Origin of the sequence: Pseudomonas sp. WJP1 (assembly GCF_028471945.1) — a bacterium.
Taxonomy (GTDB): Bacteria; Pseudomonadota; Gammaproteobacteria; order Pseudomonadales; family Pseudomonadaceae; genus Aquipseudomonas.
Genome location: NZ_CP110128.1, coordinates 4,411,724 through 4,429,081, shown reverse-complemented (window position 1 = coordinate 4,429,081; position 17,358 = coordinate 4,411,724). Strand labels below are relative to the sequence as shown.

At 62.1% G+C, this 17,358-nt stretch carries 15 protein-coding genes and 1 tRNA gene; 7 read left to right on the top strand and 9 right to left on the bottom strand.

The features are described from left to right. Positions 1-84 precede the first annotated feature (84 nt). The 5 genes from OH720_RS19800 to OH720_RS19780 all read left to right on the top strand — a co-directional run bounded on the left by OH720_RS19800 (position 85) and on the right by OH720_RS19780 (position 5,684). Positions 85-159: transfer RNA gene (locus tag OH720_RS19800), tRNA-Gln, on the top strand. A gap of 327 nt (positions 160-486) precedes the next feature. Continuing rightward, positions 487-2,163: an MFS transporter gene (locus OH720_RS19795; protein ID WP_272602570.1), complete on the top strand. Its 1,677-nt coding sequence runs from the start codon at positions 487-489 to the stop codon at positions 2,161-2,163. Positions 2,164-3,133: 970 nt separating this feature from the next. Further along, positions 3,134-3,331: a hypothetical protein gene (locus tag OH720_RS19790; protein WP_272602569.1), complete on the top strand. Its 198-nt coding sequence runs from the start codon at positions 3,134-3,136 to the stop codon at positions 3,329-3,331. A 13-nt stretch (positions 3,332-3,344) separates the two neighbouring features. Beyond that, on the top strand, positions 3,345-4,724 hold the full coding sequence (locus tag OH720_RS19785) for an iron-containing redox enzyme family protein (protein WP_272602568.1): 1,380 nt from the start codon (positions 3,345-3,347) through the stop codon (positions 4,722-4,724). 15 nt (positions 4,725-4,739) lie between these two features. Next, a complete protein-coding gene (locus OH720_RS19780) occupies positions 4,740-5,684 on the top strand; it encodes a class I SAM-dependent methyltransferase (RefSeq protein WP_272602567.1) in 945 nt (314 codons plus the stop codon). Positions 5,685-5,696: 12 nt separating this feature from the next. Here OH720_RS19780 and OH720_RS19775 read toward each other — a convergent pair whose 3' ends face one another. The 3 genes from OH720_RS19775 to OH720_RS19765 all read right to left on the bottom strand — a co-directional run bounded on the left by OH720_RS19775 (position 5,697) and on the right by OH720_RS19765 (position 7,787). Next, on the bottom strand, positions 5,697-5,852 hold the full coding sequence (locus OH720_RS19775) for a hypothetical protein (protein ID WP_272602566.1): 156 nt from the start codon (positions 5,850-5,852) through the stop codon (positions 5,697-5,699). A 78-nt stretch (positions 5,853-5,930) separates the two neighbouring features. Further along, a complete protein-coding gene (locus tag OH720_RS19770) occupies positions 5,931-6,455 on the bottom strand; it encodes a cupin (protein ID WP_272602565.1) in 525 nt (174 codons plus the stop codon). A 114-nt stretch (positions 6,456-6,569) separates the two neighbouring features. Then, on the bottom strand, positions 6,570-7,787 hold the full coding sequence (locus tag OH720_RS19765; RefSeq protein WP_272602564.1) for an MFS transporter: 1,218 nt from the start codon (positions 7,785-7,787) through the stop codon (positions 6,570-6,572). Between the two features lie 96 nt (positions 7,788-7,883). On the opposite strand from OH720_RS19765, the gene OH720_RS19760 reads away from it, so the two are divergent. Next, positions 7,884-8,705, top strand: coding sequence for an AraC family transcriptional regulator (locus OH720_RS19760; RefSeq protein ID WP_272602563.1), 822 nt, complete (start codon positions 7,884-7,886; stop codon positions 8,703-8,705). A 194-nt stretch (positions 8,706-8,899) separates the two neighbouring features. On the opposite strand, the gene OH720_RS19755 is transcribed toward OH720_RS19760, so the two are convergent. The 6 genes from OH720_RS19755 to purU are packed head-to-tail and all read right to left on the bottom strand — an operon-like array spanning position 8,900 to position 15,650. Continuing rightward, positions 8,900-9,457, bottom strand: coding sequence for a sarcosine oxidase (locus OH720_RS19755; protein WP_272602562.1), 558 nt, complete (start codon positions 9,455-9,457; stop codon positions 8,900-8,902). A gap of 3 nt (positions 9,458-9,460) precedes the next feature. Beyond that, positions 9,461-12,358: a 2Fe-2S iron-sulfur cluster-binding protein gene (locus OH720_RS19750; protein ID WP_272602561.1), complete on the bottom strand. Its 2,898-nt coding sequence runs from the start codon at positions 12,356-12,358 to the stop codon at positions 9,461-9,463. After that, positions 12,355-12,654: a sarcosine oxidase subunit delta gene (locus OH720_RS19745; RefSeq protein ID WP_272602560.1), complete on the bottom strand. Its 300-nt coding sequence runs from the start codon at positions 12,652-12,654 to the stop codon at positions 12,355-12,357. Before OH720_RS19745 ends, OH720_RS19750 begins: the two co-directional genes overlap by 4 nt. A 13-nt stretch (positions 12,655-12,667) precedes the next feature. Beyond that, positions 12,668-13,909, bottom strand: coding sequence for an FAD-dependent oxidoreductase (locus OH720_RS19740; RefSeq protein ID WP_272602559.1), 1,242 nt, complete (start codon positions 13,907-13,909; stop codon positions 12,668-12,670). Next, on the bottom strand, positions 13,891-14,787 hold the full coding sequence (gene folD, locus OH720_RS19735; RefSeq protein WP_272602558.1) for a bifunctional methylenetetrahydrofolate dehydrogenase/methenyltetrahydrofolate cyclohydrolase FolD: 897 nt from the start codon (positions 14,785-14,787) through the stop codon (positions 13,891-13,893). Before folD ends, OH720_RS19740 begins: the two co-directional genes overlap by 19 nt. After that, complete coding sequence (gene purU, locus OH720_RS19730) at positions 14,784-15,650, bottom strand: formyltetrahydrofolate deformylase (protein ID WP_272602557.1); 867 nt, start codon at positions 15,648-15,650, stop codon at positions 14,784-14,786. Before purU ends, folD begins: the two co-directional genes overlap by 4 nt. A 404-nt stretch (positions 15,651-16,054) precedes the next feature. Between purU and OH720_RS19725 the strand changes: the two genes are divergently transcribed. After that, positions 16,055-17,344, top strand: coding sequence for an NAD(P)/FAD-dependent oxidoreductase (locus tag OH720_RS19725; RefSeq protein ID WP_272602556.1), 1,290 nt, complete (start codon positions 16,055-16,057; stop codon positions 17,342-17,344). Positions 17,345-17,358: the final 14 nt, after the last annotated feature.

Sequence of the window (17,358 nt, the reverse complement as noted above, 5' to 3'; positions counted from 1 at the left end):
GGGGGTTCCCAGGCGGCAAGAAAGTTGATAAATTGCCGCCCATTGTTGCAGAGGGCCTTCCCCGGCTCTCCACGCAGCAGCTACAGGGGCGTCGCCAAGCGGTAAGGCAGCAGGTTTTGATCCTGCCATGCGTTGGTTCGAATCCAGCCGCCCCTGCCATTTTCTTCAGGTCATCTGCAATCACTCGTTCGGCAGGCATTGCCCGAGTGCAGATGATTTTCTTCTGTTTATCCCCTCTCAAAAAACACCTGCTCAGGGCTCAATCTCTCGTAACCTTCGTGTGCACTCCTGTTGGCGCATGATGGCGAGTGGATATCTGCAAGAAGCCGATTATGCTTCTAGAAACCTTGCAGCGATGCGAGGCCGTCAGCCTGTGTGCATGCTTTGCGCAATCCGTAATCCGACGACTTCAGCCCCAGGGCCTGGGTGCGGCAACAAGAAAGTGGGGTACTCCGGCCTATAACAAGAGAAAGACGGAGAAGACTCATGGCCGCAATCGACAACACTACCACGGGCAGCACGCCCAACCGCGGGATCACCAAGGAGGAGCGCAAGGTCATTTTCGCCTCGTCCCTGGGCACGGTGTTCGAATGGTACGACTTCTACCTCTACGGCTCCCTTGCCGCGATTATCGCCAAGCACTTCTTCGCCGGCGTCAATGAGACAACCTCCTTCATCTTTGCCTTGCTCGCGTTCGCCGCAGGTTTTGCCGTACGCCCCTTCGGCGCCATAGTGTTCGGCCGACTGGGTGACATGATCGGGCGCAAGCACACCTTCCTGATCACCATCGTGATCATGGGTATCTCTACCGCCGTCGTGGGCTTTTTGCCGGGTTACGCGACCATTGGCGTGGCGGCGCCGATCATCCTGATCACCCTGCGCCTGTTGCAAGGCCTGGCCCTGGGTGGCGAATACGGCGGTGCGGCGACGTACGTGGCCGAGCATGCCCCCAAAGGCAAGCGTGGCTACTTCACCTCGTGGATCCAGACCACTGCCACCCTCGGCCTGTTCCTCTCGCTGCTGGTGATCCTCGCTTGCCGCACCGTCCTGGGCACCGAGGCGTTCGAAGCCTGGGGCTGGCGGATTCCCTTCCTGCTGTCGATCCTGCTGCTGATCATCTCGGTCTACATCCGCCTGCAGCTCAGCGAGTCGCCGGTGTTCTTGAAGATGAAGGCCGAAGGCAAATCCTCCAAGGCGCCGCTGACCGAGTCCTTCGCCCGCTGGGAGAACCTCAAGATCGTGATCATGGCGTTGCTCGGCGGTACCGCCGGCCAGGCCGTTGTCTGGTACACCGGGCAGTTCTACGCGTTGTTCTTCCTGCTGCAGACACTGAAGATCGACGCGCAGACAGCCAACCTGCTGATTGCCGGTTCGCTGCTGATCGGCACGCCGTTCTTCGTCATCTTCGGCAGCCTGTCCGACCGCATCGGCCGCAAGGGCATCATCATGGCCGGTTGCATCCTCGCGGCGTTGACCTACTTCCCGATCTTCCACGCGTTGACCCAATACGGTAACCCCGACGTGTTCGCCGCGCAGGAGAAGAACCCGGTCACGGTGGTCGCCGATCCCGGCCAGTGTTCGTTCCAGTTCGACCCGGTGGGCAAGGCCAAATTCACCAGTTCCTGCGACCTGGCCAAGACCGTGCTGGCGAAAAGGGCCATCCCCTACAAGAACGAGAAGGCTGAACCGGGCACCGTCGCGCAGGTGCGCATCGGCGACAAAGTGATCCAGAGCTTCGAAGGCACGGGCATGCCGGCCGCCGACTTCAAGACCCGCAACGACGCCTTCGTCGCGACCCTCGGCACCGCCCTCAAGGACGCCGGCTACCCCGAGAAGGCCGATCCGGCCAAGACCAACTACCCGATGGTGCTCCTGCTGCTGACCATCCTGGTGATCTACGTGACCATGGTCTACGGCCCGATCGCCGCCTGGCTGGTTGAGCTCTTCCCGGCGCGTATTCGCTACACCTCGATGTCACTGCCTTACCACATCGGCAACGGCTGGTTCGGCGGATTCCTGCCGACCGTGGCCTTCGCCATGGTCGCGGCCACCGGTGATATCTACTATGGGTTGTGGTATCCGATCGTGATCGCGGTGATGACGGCGATCCTGGGGACCTTCTTCCTGCCGGAAACCAAGGATCGGGAGATTCATCACACCTGAAGCCTGCGCTCGCCCTTTCCTGCAGGGGGAAGGGCGATGCCTGATGAACCTTCCTTCCCCAATACTGTTCACTTAAGCATTGGGTTGTATATCAGATCTGGATAGGGGGGATATCCATTGCTGCGGTAACGGCGACTTATGGTTTCGCTCTTACAGCGACTCACTTTTCCAAACGCCGAAAAGTAAGCAAAAGGCTTTGCCCCACCACTCGGTGCCTCGCCTAGGCTCGGCATGCCCTCACTCCGGCATTGCTCCGTGGGTCGCCGCGATGGGCCATCCATGGCCCAGCGCGGCTAAACCGGCGTCCTGCCGGTTTCCCCACTGCGCAATGCCTGCGTTCGGCCATCGTGGTTAACGGGGCACCCAGATCAAAAACAAAAGCGAGGCGGCCTTAAAGCCGACCTGACTTTTGCACATACCCCCAATCCTCTGTAGGAGCCAGGCTTGCCGGCGAACCAGGCGCTGCGGTGTGTCTGTTGTACCGCGTTATCGTTCTTCGCCGGCAAGCCTGGCTCCTACAGTGGGAACGCGTATGGCTCCCGATCAGGTCGGCTTTAAGGCCGCCTCGCTTTCGCGTTCGATCTTGATTTGGCTTTTGATTTTCTTGCCCCATCGAGAGGCCGAGTGGAGGTTCTGCGCAGTGGGTAAACCGGCATGGATGCCGGTTTAGCCGCGCTGGGCCAAGGATGGCCCATCGCGGCGGGCCCACGGAGCAGGACCGGAGCGAGGGTACCCCGAGCCTTAGCGAGGGGCCGAACGGCAGGGGCAAGAGCCCTTGGTTACTTGGGGCTTTTCCAAGTGACTCGCCGTAAGGGCGAAACCATAAGTCGCCGTTACCGCAGGAATGGATATACACCCAATCCAAATATGCACCGTACATGCCACTCGTCTATTCGACCGCACGCTAGCCCCCAGACACCTTCAAACCTATACGCCCCGGAAATCCCGGGCCCAGGTTGTGAGGTGAAGTATGTCCAGCGAGTCGATCATCCAGGACAACACGCAAGACCCGGACAAGACGCTCCCCGCGTCGGACGATCCGGGCAAATACGATCCCCTGACCCAGTCCGACCTCGAAGATGAAGAGGGCGCGCAGGATTGGAATGAGCGCGACAGGAAACTTCCCGAGGCCGATGAGCAAACACCCTTGTCCGACGACAGGCGATAGGGGAAAGCGTCCGATGACAACCTTCACGCCCCTGGGACCGCCTTCGGTGCCTGCGAATGCCGACGCCGATGGCCAGTACCGCGAACTCTACGATTTGCTCTACAGCAACGGCCCGCAAGCAGGAACGCTGGGCGAACAGTTCCTGCGCGAGCAACTGGCCCTGGCGGCCGAACTCCCCTGTGACCTGCCCGAAGCGCCAGAACAGCTGTCGTCATGGGCGCAACAACATTGTGCCGCTGTGGCGCGCGATTACGCCCACTACCTCGAAGAACGCAAGCAGGGCGGGCCACGTCGGTATTTCTCGAACAAAGCCCATGCATTGTTTTTCCTGCAGCGGGTGGCGCCGACCAAGGAGGTCGACGGCGCATGGCTGACCGGTGTGCTCGAGCACTGGCAGGACATGCGATACAACGGGTTGCTGAGCACCTATCTGGAAGAGTTGGGCAGAGGCGACCCCCGGCACAATCACGTGGTGATCTACCGCAAGCTGCTGGCCTATCACGACTGTGGCGACAGGCAGGGACTACTCGACGAACACTTTCGTCAGGGCGCGATTCAACTTGCCTTGGGGCAGTGCAACGCGATGTTCATGCCGGAGGTGATTGGCTACAACCTCGGCTACGAGCAACTGCCGCTGCACCTGCTGATCAGCGCCTATGAGCTGCGTGAGCTGGGGATCGATCCCTACTATTTCACCCTGCACGTGACCATCGACAACGTCAGCAGCGGTCACGGGCGCAAGGCGATTGAAGCGCTGCTCGAGCTGATGCCCATGGCGCGGGGACGAGATGAGTTCTATCGGCGTGTCGCCCTTGGCTATCGACTCAATGACCTGGGGCCGGGCTCGACGGCGGTGATTGCAAGTTTCGATCTGCAGCAGGAAGTCGTCGCCATGCTCGAGCGCAAACGCCGCTTCGGCCAGCACATGCATTCCGATTACTGCCAGGTCGAAGGCAAGACCGTCAATCAGTGGCTGGCGACCCCTGGCCATATCGAGGATTTTCTCGGCGCGCTGCAACGCAAGGGCTGGATCAAACGGCACTGCCCACCCGGGGAAAGCCGCTTCTGGCAATTGATTGAGGGTGATCAGGCGGCCATGTTCGGTGTGTTCAGTGGCTTTGAGAAACAACTGCTGCACGACTGGATTGCCGGTGACTGGCAAGCACCGCAGCGGCGGCCAGCGATACGCCGCGCTCCATTCGACGATGCCCGGGCCGATGAAATCGGCGCAGACGACCCCGAGCTCAAGGCATTGCAAGAATCCCTGCACGACCAGTCACCGCGACAGCAATTGCAAATGCTGATCCCGTGGCTCTCGGCACAGCGTCATTGTCGGCCCGCCGGACTCTTCGCCACCCGGCGCTTTATCGAATGCGTGGCCCATCTGCGCTGATTTCAGGAGTCATGCATGTCAGTACAACAGATCGCTGATCGGACGTTGCTCGAGCTGGGCCGGCGTCTGGTTGCCGAGGGCTACCGTTTCATCACGCCCACGCCCTTGACCCATGAGCGGGTGTGCCAGCGCTTCGCACCGGCCTTGGCCAAGGACCTGCGTGATGTATTCGGTTGGTCGATGCCCTTCGAACACACGCTGTTTTCACCGCAAGAACTGGCTGGCCTGCAGCAGGCGCACATCGTCGAAAAGGAGGGTTCGCTATGGCGTAGCACGGTGCGCTGGTCGAGCCTCGGGCACTTGTTGATTGCCCATTCGGCGTACCCGACCACGCAGCCCGATTCGGTGTTTTTCGGGCCCGACAGCTACCGCTTTGCCCAATTGATCGAAGCATACTTGCAAAAGTGCTCCGGGCCCGTGCGGCGGGTGGTGGACATCGGCTGCGGGGCCGGCATCGGTGCGTTGGTCGTCGCGTGTGCCCGACCGGAGGCCGAGGTGCTGGCGGTGGATATGAATCCACGGGCATTGCGGTTGACGGCGGTGAATGCCGAGCTGGCCGACACCGGCAATGTCAGCGTTTATCACAGCGACGTACTGGGCTGTGTCGAAGGGCAGTTCGACTTGATCATTGCCAATCCGCCCTACATGAACGACAGCCAGCAGCGTGCTTATCGCCATGGCGGTGGCACGCTCGGGGAATACTTGTCGCAGCGCATCGTCCGCGAATCGCTGCCGCGCCTGGAAAAGGCCGGCAGCCTGCTGCTGTACACCGGGGTGGCGATGGTGGACGGGACGGACCCTTTTCTCGAATCCATCCAGCCGCTGCTGGGTGACGACAGGTTCAGCTGGACCTATCGGGAGCTGGACCCTGACGTGTTCGGCGAGGAGCTGCTCAAGCCAGGTTATGAACGAGTGGAGCGCATTGCGGTGGTGGCGTTGACAGTGACCCGGCTGCGGTGATGCGATGCAGGTTCAATTACCGTCCGCCACTTTGCGTTCTATCTCGGCAACTTTTCGCCTGAGATCCTCGGCTTCCTCCTCGATGGTTTCGGGGGGAGAGGGCTCAAGGGTCTCATCTTCCTCGGTGGGCTGGGTGTCGGCTGGGGTGATGCGGTCATCGTTGTTCATGGTGCTTGCCTCCAGGGTCTTCACGTTGGATCGGGGCCTTGGCTGCGAGTTCGAGATTTATCGACAAATACCCCATGGCTAGCCTCTGGACCAAAACTCGCTTACCGCGCCGTGGGTACCTTGCACCGGGTCCTGGTCCGGAAACGGCAGGGCGTCGATGCTCTGCTGTTGCGCGGCACACGGCGCTTCACGGCACATGTCGGCGTGCTGGCCGGGCGGATAGGCGCCGACCACCAGAAAGTCATCGCTCGAATCCAGGTCGCAATGACCGGTGCCGGCGGGCAACAGCAGCACATCCCCGGCACGCACTTGCAGCACATGACCATCGGGGCCGCCCAGCATCAGGCGCGCATGCCCGCTGGCCACGCCGAGCACTTCATGGCCTTCAGTGTGGTAATGGTGAAAGTCATAAACGCCATAGCGCCATTGCGGCGGCCAGCCGTTGGCACTGAAGATTTGCTCGAACAGGGCCGCTGGATCGTCGCCCTGGACAGCGATGGCCCCGGGATAGAACAGCACCGGCAGGCGAGGGTTATTCGGCACCCAGCGATTGCGTTCAAGTATCAATTTTTTCACGGGAGTACGCGCTTGCGAGCTGGTCATTTGAGATCTCCGTCCATGCCCGTCGATTTGAAGGCGACCTTTTGAAGTGTCTATTGAACAGAGACACTGGCTGGGCATGGGTGGTTCTAAAAACCGGGCGTGCGAAGACCCGCACTAAACGCCTTTGGTAGACGGCAACAGGATCGTCAAAATGCCCAGCAGCGGCAGGAACGAGCACAGCGTATACACGTACTCGATGCCGTGGATGTCCGCCAGGTGCCCGAGCAGCGCCGCGCCAATGCCGCCAAAACCGAACATCAGGCCGAAGAACACCCCCGCGATCATGCCGACGTTGCCGGGTACCAGTTCCTGGGCGAAGACCACGATGGCAGAGAAGGCCGAGGCGAGGATGAAGCCGATGATCATGCTCAACACGCCCGTCCAGAACAGGTCGACATAGGGCAGGGCGAGAGTGAAGGGCGCGGCACCGAGGATCGAGAACCAGATCACCTGCTTGCGCCCGATGCGGTCACCGATCGGCCCGCCGAAGAAGGTGCCGGCCGCCACGGCGCCGAGAAACAGGAACAGGTACAGCTGCGAGCTGGCCACTGACAGGTCGAATTTCTCGATCAGGTAGAAGGTGAAATAGCTGGTGAAGCTGGCCATGTAGAAATACTTGGAGAACACCAGCAAGGCCAGGACCACCAGGGCAAAAGTCACGCGTTTTCTCGACAGGCCGTGGGTCGCCTGGGTGCCTTGCTTGAGCTTGAACAGGTTCAGGTGGTTGCGGTACCAGCGGCTCAGGCCGTATTGCACGAGGATGGCGAACACCGCGAACAGGCCGAACCAGGCGACGTTACCCTGGCCGTAGGGGATGACGATGGCCGCCGCCAGCAGCGGACCGAAGGCGCTGCCGGCATTCCCTCCGACCTGGAAGGTTGATTGGGCCAGGCCGTAGCGCCCGCCCGAGGCCAGGCGCGCGACGCGGGAAGTCTCCGGGTGGAAGGTCGACGAGCCGATACCTACCAGGGCCGAGGCCACGAGAATCGCCCCGAAGCTGCCGACCATTGCCAGCATCAGGATGCCGACCAGGGTGCAGACCATGCCGGCCGGCAACAGCCACGGCTTGGGGTGGCGATCGGTGTAGTAACCGACCCAGGGTTGCAGCAGCGATGCGGTCAGTTGAAAGGTCAGGGTAATCAGGCCGACCTGGGTGAAGGTCAGGCCATAGGTGGCCTTGAGCATCGGGTAGATCGATGGCAGCACGGCCTGGATCAGGTCGTTGATCAGGTGCGCCAGGGCGCAGGCACCGATGACGCGCATCACCAGCGGGCTGGCCTGGCTGGCCACCGAAGGGGAGGTTGAGAGGGGGGCAGTGGTACTGATGGACATGGGATCCTTCCAGAGAAAAACGTACGGCTGTGCTGGGTGCCAGGCTCGAAAGCGCTAGCCATTTCAGGGTTCAGCGCTATCCTAAGTGCCGTCCGATTGCCTGTCTCGCGCAATTCGGGAATCGACTATCGCAAAAAGGGCATCATGATCAAGTCGCTGGATGAATTCCTCCGGGAGATCGACGGACGAGCCTGCGCCGTAAGCAGCAGCGCCACCGACTACCCTGAAAACTGGGTGATCGAAGCGCATTCCCATCAAGCCCACCAACTGATCTACGCCATCGAAGGCGTGATGGTGGTGCACTCCGGATTGAGCCAATGGACGGTACCGCCCAGCCGCGGGATATGGATGCCGAGCCGGCACATTCACTCGATTCGTTGCGTCGGTCCGTTGAAGATGCGCAGCCTGTTCGTGCGTCCCGACGTATTTGCGGACATGCCGAGCGAACCCAGGGCGGTGAGTATTTCGGCGTTGCTCAGTGAGTTGATCAAGGTCTCGGTGGATATCACCGCACCCTACGATGCGGACTCGCGCGAAGGCCGGGTCATGCGCCTGATCCTCGATGAACTGAGGATTTTGCCCACCTTGCCATTGCACCTGCCCCAGCCCTCGGACCCACGGATCAAGGCGGTGTGTTCAGCGTTGCAACGCGACCCCGGCGATGGCTCGACCCTGGCGCACTGGAGCGCACGCCTGGACCTCGACGAGAAAACCATCCAGCGCCTGTTCCGCAAGGAAACCGGGATGACCTTCGGCCAATGGCGTCAACAGGCGCGTTTGCTGCTGGCCCTGGAGCGCATCGCCGTCGGCGAGAAGATCATCGACATTGCCGGGGAGCTGGGATACGACAGCCCCAGTGCGTTTACCAGCATGTTCAAGAAGCAGTTCGGCAAGACCCCCAGTCATTTTTTCAGGTAGGCGCTGCGGTGTACCTGTCGCACTGCGTTTCTTCGCTTTGTAGGAGCCAGGCTTGCCGGCGAACCGGACGCCGCGGTGTACCTGCCGCACCGCGTCATCGTTCTTCGCCTGTAGGAGCCAGGCTTGCCGGCGAACCAGACGACGCGGTGTACCTGCCACACCGCGTAATCGTTCTTCGCCGGCAAGCCTGGCTCCTACAGGGCATCCACCAACGCCTCGTGAAAGTAAGCCTTCGATGCCCGGTCGCAGAGGATGAACAACCTCGGCTGTTGCGCGGTTGTGGCGTTGATCACGATTACGTTGATGCGCGCCGCCGAGGTTTGCGCCACGGCGCCGGGGCTGAAGGCCTGGGGGCTCAAGTCGACGCCGCAGAGTTTGGCCATGACCTCGGGAAAGTGCTGGCCACTGAGCTCGAACCAGGCATGGCTGTCCTGGCGCGGCAGCAGGTAATTGGCTTGCTGGTCCAACGCCCAGCGATCCTCCTCTTTGGCAATGCGTTGGCCCTGGTCCTGCGCACTGCCCAGCAGCAAATATTCGGTCTGGGACAGGCGCACGGTGTAGCTGCCGTCAACCTGGGCGACGGCGCGGTTGGGCGCGTCCGGCAGCACGAAGTCCCGGCTCTGCAAATAGCGCGCACTGTCGGCGCCGCGAAACCCGACCCGGGGCAGATCGGTCAGGTCGGTCAGCGCACAGGTGGGCAGGAGGGCGAGGGCCGGCTGCCCGGCGCTGTGTTGTTGTCTCAGGCTGGTCATGGCTCAAAGCTCCTGGCGCAGGTTGGAGGGGTCGAAGAAGGGTAACGGCACCACATCGGCATGCACCACGCGGCCACCTTCGACGCGGATCGCAATCCGTTGCCCGGGTGTGCTCTGGTCGATGCCGGCGTAGGCCAGGCCAATGATCTTGCCCAAGGTCGCCGAGTACTCGCAGGACGTGACGTTGCCGCTGATGTCCGGGCCATTGAGCACCAGGTGACCTTCCAGCGGTTGCGCGCTGGCCTTGGGCAAGGTGAAACCCACAAGCTTGCGTGTTTGCGGCTGGGCTTCGAGGATGTCCACCGAGCGCCGTCCGACGAAGAACGGCTTGTTGCGACTGACGGCCCAGCCCATGTCGATTTCCTGGGGATGGGTCATGCCATCAGTGTCCTGGCTGATGATCACATGGCCTTTTTCCAGGCGCAGCAAACGCTGGGTCTCCACGCCGAACGGGCGGATGTCATGGGCCTTGCCGGCCTCCATCAGCGCGTCCCAGAGCTTGAGGCCATGGCGCGCCGGTACGTGGATTTCATAACCCAGTTCGCCGACAAAACCGACTCGCAGCAGCCGGGCCTTGATCCCGGCCACGGTGCCTTGGCGCACGCCCAGGTAGGGGAACGCTTCAGCGCTCAGGTCGAGATCGCTACAGACCTTCTCCAGCACTTTGCGCGAATCCGGCCCGGCGACATTGACCGCGCAGATCGCCGCCGTGACGTTGGCGACGTCGACGTCCAGGCGCCATTGCGCGTTCCACTTGAGCATCTGCTGGTAGATGCGATCCACGCCGCTGGTGGTGGCGGTGACGTAGAAGTGGTTTTCGGCGAAACGCGCGCAGACGCCGTCGTCGATCACCACCCCGTGTTCATTGGTCATCAACGCATAACGGGAGCGACCGATCGGCTGCTTGAGGAAGGCGAAGGTGTACATCCGGTTGAGCAGTTCGGCGGCGTCCGGGCCGCGCACATCCAGGCCGCCCAAGGTCGAGACGTCGATGATCCCGACCTTGTTGCGCACGTGCAGGGCTTCGGCTTGCATGCACGCCTCGCGGTCTTTGGCATCGCCGTAGTAGGCCGGACGCTGCCAAATACCCGCCGGCATCATCTTCGCGCCGGCTTGCAGGTGCCGGGCGTGCATGGGTGTTTGCCGATACGGATCGAACGCCCGACCTGCGACGTGGGCCAGTTTTTCCGCGACAAAGGGTGGACGCGCGGTGGTCACGCCGGTTTCGCTGATGTTGCGTTGGGTCGCCCAGGCCACCAGGCGCGCGGTCGGCAGTGCCGAGTGACGCCCTTGCGAGGGGCCCATGCCCACCGTGGAATAGCGCTTGACCAGTTGCACGTCGCGATAGCCGATGCGCGTGGCATTGACGATGTCTGCCACTTGCAGGTCCTCGTCGAAATCGACGAAATCCTTGCCCTTGGGATGGGGGAAGATCGGCCAGTTGAAGTTGACCCGTACCTCGCTGCCCAGAGGCGCCCGGTGCACACCGACCGCCAGCCCCAGCGCAGAGGCGGCATCGGCACCGGCATTGACGCCGTCGGCGATCACGTTGTCGAGGCGGTGACGGCCATTGACCGAGCCTGCGACCGTGAGGTTCCGGGGCAGCCCGCTGAGGGTGAATTCGGCGCGCTGATCATCGTAGGCCAGCTTGCCGCCGGCCTGGCACAGCAGTTGATAGACCGGCATGTAACCGGCGGACATGCACAACAAGTCGCAGTCCAGACGTTGCCCGCTCTCGGCGACCTGGCCTTGGGCGGTGATCTTGCGCACGTCGACGCCGTTGACATGGCGCATACCTTTTTCGTGCAGGGCTTCATACACGGTGCTGTTGCGCTGACAGGGGATCTTGCGTTGCGCCAGCGCGCCCAGCAGGGCCTCATCGCCCGGACCATGGCGCAGGTCCACCACTGCGGCGACTTCCACGCCCTGATCGAACAAGTCCAGGGCGGCGAGGTATCCGTCATCGTTGCCAGTCAGCACCACCGCGCGCTTGCCCGGTTTGACCGCGTACAGCTTCATCAGGCGCTGTGCGGCGCTGGTCAGCATCACGCCGGGCAGGTCGTTGTTGCGAAACACCACCGGCTGGTCGAACGCACCGCTGCACACCAGGCACTGTCGCGCGCGTACCTTGTACATGCGTTTACCCTGGATCACCGGCAGGTAATTGTCGGTGAACCAGGCGTTGCAGGTCGCCTCGGTGAGGATGCGAATATTGGCGTGCTGCTGCACCGCCGCGAGCAGTTCGCTGCGCAAGGCGTCGGCGCGTTTGCCCGGGATATCAAAGCGGGCATAGGTCAGTGAACCGCCGAGGACCGGCTGTTGCTCGATGAGCAACACCTTGGCCCCGGCATTGGCCGCGGTCAGTGCCGCGTGCAGCCCGGCGGGACCGGCGCCGATCACGGCCAGGTCGGTGAACAGGTAGGCCTTGTCGTAATATTCGGGCTTGAACGTCAGGTCGAGTACGCCCAGGCCGGCCTTCTTGCGAATGATCGGTTCCCAGACTTTCCACATGCCCTTGGGCTTGTAGAACGAGCGGTAGTAGAAGCCCACCGGCATGAACTTGGAAAACTTGCCCAGATAAGCATCGCGGTCGTTGTCCAGCGAGCCGTTGACGTTCTGCGCCGTCACCTGCAAACCGGTCGCCAGCGCGTGGGCATCGGCCAGTACGTTGGGCTCTTGGGGCAATTGCACCAGGCTATTGGCGTCTTGCCCGGCCATGGTCAACGGGCCACGGGGGCGGTGGTATTTGAACGAGCGGGAAATCAGGAAACGTCCATTGGCGAGCAGGGCGCTGGCGATGCTGTCGCCTTGCAGGCCCTGGTAGGGTTGGCCATCGAAACTGAAATCGAGCGGCTGGTCACGGTCGATCAGCAGGCCCATCGGGGCGGGTAGGCGGTTCATCCGGCGATCTCCTGTGCGGCGTTGAAGTCGACGCGGGCAGTGAAAATTTCTTTGGGGTCGAAGGTGCGCAGGATTTCGTCGGTCACGGTGTGACGTTCGGCGAGAAACCAGTAGCTCGATGGCGTGTGCATCCACCACTCGCGCACCACACCGGCGAGGTTGTCAGTGTTGAATACGTAGTCGGCCCACTCGGCATCGCTGCAGCGCAGCGCGTCGGGCATCGGCTTGAACTCGCCGCCGTAGGTGAATTCGCTGATGTTGCGTGGCCCGTTGAGCGGGCAAATGATGATTTTCATGGTCCGCTCTGCCTCAGTGACTGGCCGCCGTAGCGCCCATTTCGTTGACTTGCCGGAAGGTCGAGAAGCGTTCCAGGCCAAAGGGCTTGATCAGCTCCGGCACCTTGCCGCCGCTGGCCACGAGTTCCGCCATGGTCTTGCCGCAAATAGGCGTCGCCTTGAAGCCCCAGGTGCCCCAGCCGGCGTCCAGGTAGTAATTTTTGACCGGCGACAGGCCCATGATCGGGCTGTAGTCCGGGGTCATGTCGGTGATCCCGGCCCACTGGCGCATCAGCTTGGTGTTGGCCAGGAACGGGAACATCTCGATGGCGTGGGCCAGCAGGCTCTCCTTGAGGTCCAGGGTCGATCGGGTGTTAAACAGCGGGTACGGATCGGAGCCGCCACCGAACACCACCTCGCCGCGGCTGGTCTGTTGCACGTAGCAATGCAGCGCCGATGAGCTCACCAGCGGATCGAGGAAGGGTTTGAAGGGCTGGGTGACCATGGCTTGCAGCGGGAAGGTCTGGATCGGCGAACGAATCCCGGCCTTGGCCATCAGCAGCGAACTGTGCCCGGCAATCGCCTGCACCGCGCAGCCGCACTTGATGGTGCCGCGGTTGGTCTTCACGGCGGTGATTGCGCCGTTCTCGATGATCAGGTCCTGCACCTCGGTGAGCTGGTGGATTTCCACGCCGCGCTTGGCCGCCTGCTTGGCGTAGCCCCAGGCAACGGCGTCGTGGCGTGCGGTGGCGCCATCGATGTGCCAGAGGCCGGCGATCACCGGCAGGTGGCCGGGGTCGAGGTTGAGGCTGGGCACCAGTTCGCGGATCTGCTGGCGGTCGATCATTTCGGTGCGACCACCGAAGTGCTTGTTGACCTCGGCCCGCTGGCGGAACGAACGCACGGTGGCGTCGGTGTGGGCCAGGGTCAGTTGGCCGCGCTCTGAGTACATGATGTTGAAGTCGAATTCGTTGGACAGGCCCTGGAACATCCGCACCGATTCGGCGTAAAAACGCACGCCTTCGCTGGTGAGGTAGTTGGAGCGGATCACCGCGGTGTTGCGCGCGGTATTGCCGCCGCCCAGATAGGACTTTTCCAGCACCGCGATGTTGGTGATGCCGTGATATTTGGCGAGGTAATAGGCGGTGGCCAGGCCATGGCCACCGGCACCGATGATCACCACGTCATAGCTGGATTTCAGTTCACGCGGTGGTGGCAGATCCACTTCCACCGGGTACTCGGAACTCAGCCCGTACTTCAAGAGATTGAATGGCATACGGCCTCCGATGGGCTGTGCTGTTGCATAAGGGCCGCGGTCACGGTGTTTTTCATCAGGAAGGCAATGGTCATCGGCCCGACACCACCGGGTACCGGGGTGATCGCCGCGACCTGGGGCAGGGCACTGTCGAAGTCGACATCGCCGACCAGGCGGCTGCGACCGGCGTCGTCGATGCGATTGATGCCGACGTCGATCACCACCGCACCGGGCTTGAGCCAACTGGCGTCGATCAGGCGCGGACGGCCCACGGCGGCAATCACGATGTCTGCCTGACGGCAGAGGGCCTGGGGATCGGGGCTGCGCGAATGCAACACCGTCACCGAGCAGTCGGCCTTGAGCAGCAGCGCCACCATGGGTTTGCCGACGATGTTCGAGCGGCCGATCACCACCGCGTGCTTGCCGCGCAGATCGCCGCAGGTTTGCTCCAGCAGGTACAGGCAGCCGCTGGGTGTGCAGGGCGCGAGCACCGGTCGGCCCTGGCTGAGGCCGCCGACGTTTTCACTGTGGAAGCCGTCGACGTCCTTGCCCGGATCGATGGCTTGCAGCGCCCGCAGTTCATCGACATGGGCGGGTAACGGCAGTTGCAGGAGAATGCCGTGGATCGAGTGATCGGCATTCAGTGTGGCGATCAGGTCGAGCAGTTGTTCGGTGGTGGTGTCTGCGCTCAACCGATGTTCCAGGGAGCGGATACCAACCTCGTCTGCGCGCAAGATCTTGTTGCGCACGTAGACCTGGCTGGCCGGGTCGCTGCCGACCAGGATCACCGCCAGGGCCGGCTGGATGTCTTGCGCGCGCAGGCGGTCGACGTCCTTGCGGACCTCGAGCAACACCCGGGCGGCGGCGGCTTTGCCGTCAATCAGTCTGGGCGTGTTCACCGGAAGATCACCGTTCTGTCCTGGTTGAGGAAAACCCGGTGCTCCAGGTGGTACTTGACCGCCTTGGACAGGGCCACGGTCTCGGTGTCGCGGCCGGTGGCCACGAGGTCGTCCGGCAGGTAGACGTGATCGACCCGCTGCACCTCCTGCTCGATGATCGGACCCTCATCGAGGTCGCTGGTGACGTAGTGGGCAGTGGCGCCGATCAGCTTCACGCCGCGCTGGTACGCCTGGTGATACGGCTTGGCGCCCTTGAAGCCGGGCAGGAACGAATGATGAATGTTGATCGCCCGACCGGAGAGTTGCTTGCACAGGTCGTCGGAGAGAATCTGCATGTAGCGCGCCAGCACCACCAGTTCGGTGCCGGTGTCGTCGACCACCTTCATCAGCTCGGCTTCCTGGCGGGCCTTGGTGTCCTTGGTGACCGGCAAGTAGATGAAGCGAATGCCCTCGCGCTCGGCCATGGGCCGAAGGTTCAGGTGGTTGGAGACGATGGCGGTGATGGTCATGTCCATCTCGCCCTTGTGGTAGCGGTAGAGCAGGTCGGTGAGGCAGTGGTCGAACTTGCTCACCATCAGCAGCACGCGCATGGGCTCACGGGTGTCATGCAGTTCCCAGTGCATGTCGAAAGCCTGGGCGACGTCGCTGAAACCGTCCTTGATCTGCTGGATATCCCCCGCGTGGCCGTCATTGAAACGGAACACTGCGCGCATGAAAAAACGGCCGCTGAAATCGTCGTCGAATTGCGCCATCTCCCCGATGTAGCAACCGTTGTCCGCCAGGTAGGTGGTGACGGCAGCGACAATGCCGGACACCGCGGGACAGGTGATCTTGATGATGAAATGGTTCTTTTCGTGTTGCATGACACGTCCTCGGGATGATGGCGGCAGCTCATCGCATAGCGAAAAAATGTCAGCGGACAGCGAGGCTCATTCCTTGAGCGCATTTTCTTGTTAGGAATAAAATATTCCTGCTGGTGGCTTTATAAGGGGAATGACGGCAGCGCGTCCAGAGGTTTTGTGAAAGTTTTTTAACTGGTGGGAATTTTATTGGGTGATTGACGCGCTGTAAAAACGCTTGCCGACGCGGACCTCGTAGGAGCCAGGCTTGCCGGCGAAGGCGTCCTTGAGCGTTACGTTGGTCTCTCGGGCGCCTTCGCCGGCAAGCCTGGCTCCTACGAGGGAGGCTTCGCCACACCTCTTGCATACATGAAATTAAACATGTATTTTTTCATGAAATTAAAACTATAAAATTTCATGGAGCCGGTATGTTTCAGCAATCCACCCAGCATGTCGCCAGCTATTACGCCCACACGTGCGCCGATCGCCTGGTCAATCGGGCGGCGTTGGAGGGCGAGCAGGACACCGAGGTGCTGATCATCGGCGCCGGCTTCAGTGGTTTGCACACGGCGCTGCGCCTGGCCCTGGCCGGCAAGCGCGTGACCTTGCTGGAGGCCAGCCGGGTGGCCTGGGCCGCGTCGGGCCGTAATGGCGGCCAGGCCATTCTCGGTTGGTCCTGCGACATGCCGCCGCTGGAAGCCGCGCTTGGGCATGAGCGCGCGCGGCGGTTGTGGGACGGCATGCGCTGGGCGGCCAAAGAGCTGCGCGAATTGCCCATGCGCCATGGTTTTGATTGCGACTACCGGCCCGGCCACCTCTGGACGTCGGTGATGCCACGGCGGGTCGGCCTGCTGACCGAGTGGCAGCACGAGGCCAGCCACAAATGGGGGCATGACGGTTTGCGTTTCATCGAGCGCGCCCAGTTGCCCGAGTGGGTGGCCAGCGAGCGTTATCAGGCCGGTTTGTACGATCCCGAAGGCGGGCATTTGAACCCGCTGAAACTGGCGCTGGGACTGGCCGCCGCGATTGAACGGGCCGGTGGTGTGATTCATGAACAAAGCAAGGCGTTGAGTTACCGCGAGGACGACAATGGCTACGTGGTGACGACTGAACGCGGGCGCATCCGCGCCGAGGTCCTGGTACTGGCCTGCAATGCCTATCTTGACCGGCTCGACCCGCAGTTATCGAGTTGCGTGTTGCCCGTTGGCACTTATCAGGTGGCTACGGCGCCGATGTCCGAGGCCCAGGCGACCGCGCTGCTACCCGGCAACGTCTGCGTCACGGACAACCAGTTCGTGCTCGATTATTTCCGCCGCACGCCGGACAACCGGCTGCTGTTCGGCGGCGGCTGCACCTATCTGGGTGGCATGCCCAAAGACATCGCCGGCGCCACCCGGCCGTGCCTGGAAAGGGTGTTTCCGCAATTGAAAGGCATAGAATTGGAGTTCGCCTGGGGCGGTCATATCGACCTGACGCTCAAGCGCACGCCCGACATTGGTCGGCGCCGCGACCTGTACTGGTTACAGGGCTATTCCGGGCACGGCGTGCTGCCGACCCTGGCCGGGGCGCGGGCGGTGTCCGATGCCATTCTCGGCCAGCCGGATGAGCTGGCGTTGTATCAGGGGTTGAGCAACGGCAGTTTTCCCGGCGGTAAATACATGGCAGCACCGCTTGAAGCCATCGGCAAAGCCTGGTATCGGCTGCGCGACAGCATTTGAATCGGCCATTTCTG

Coding starts and splice junctions, on each gene's coding strand:
- OH720_RS19795 (WP_272602570.1), top strand. CDS start 487: ATGGCCGCAATCGACAACACTACCACGGGCAGCACGCCCAACCGCGGG.
- OH720_RS19790 (WP_272602569.1), top strand. CDS start 3,134: ATGTCCAGCGAGTCGATCATCCAGGACAACACGCAAGACCCGGACAAG.
- OH720_RS19785 (WP_272602568.1), top strand. CDS start 3,345: ATGACAACCTTCACGCCCCTGGGACCGCCTTCGGTGCCTGCGAATGCC.
- OH720_RS19780 (WP_272602567.1), top strand. CDS start 4,740: ATGTCAGTACAACAGATCGCTGATCGGACGTTGCTCGAGCTGGGCCGG.
- OH720_RS19775 (WP_272602566.1), bottom strand. CDS start 5,852: ATGAACAACGATGACCGCATCACCCCAGCCGACACCCAGCCCACCGAG.
- OH720_RS19770 (WP_272602565.1), bottom strand. CDS start 6,455: ATGACCAGCTCGCAAGCGCGTACTCCCGTGAAAAAATTGATACTTGAA.
- OH720_RS19765 (WP_272602564.1), bottom strand. CDS start 7,787: ATGTCCATCAGTACCACTGCCCCCCTCTCAACCTCCCCTTCGGTGGCC.
- OH720_RS19755 (WP_272602562.1), bottom strand. CDS start 9,457: ATGACCAGCCTGAGACAACAACACAGCGCCGGGCAGCCGGCCCTCGCC.
- OH720_RS19750 (WP_272602561.1), bottom strand. CDS start 12,358: ATGAACCGCCTACCCGCCCCGATGGGCCTGCTGATCGACCGTGACCAG.
- OH720_RS19745 (WP_272602560.1), bottom strand. CDS start 12,654: ATGAAAATCATCATTTGCCCGCTCAACGGGCCACGCAACATCAGCGAA.
- OH720_RS19740 (WP_272602559.1), bottom strand. CDS start 13,909: ATGCCATTCAATCTCTTGAAGTACGGGCTGAGTTCCGAGTACCCGGTG.
- purU (WP_272602557.1), bottom strand. CDS start 15,650: ATGCAACACGAAAAGAACCATTTCATCATCAAGATCACCTGTCCCGCG.
- OH720_RS19725 (WP_272602556.1), top strand. CDS start 16,055: ATGTTTCAGCAATCCACCCAGCATGTCGCCAGCTATTACGCCCACACG.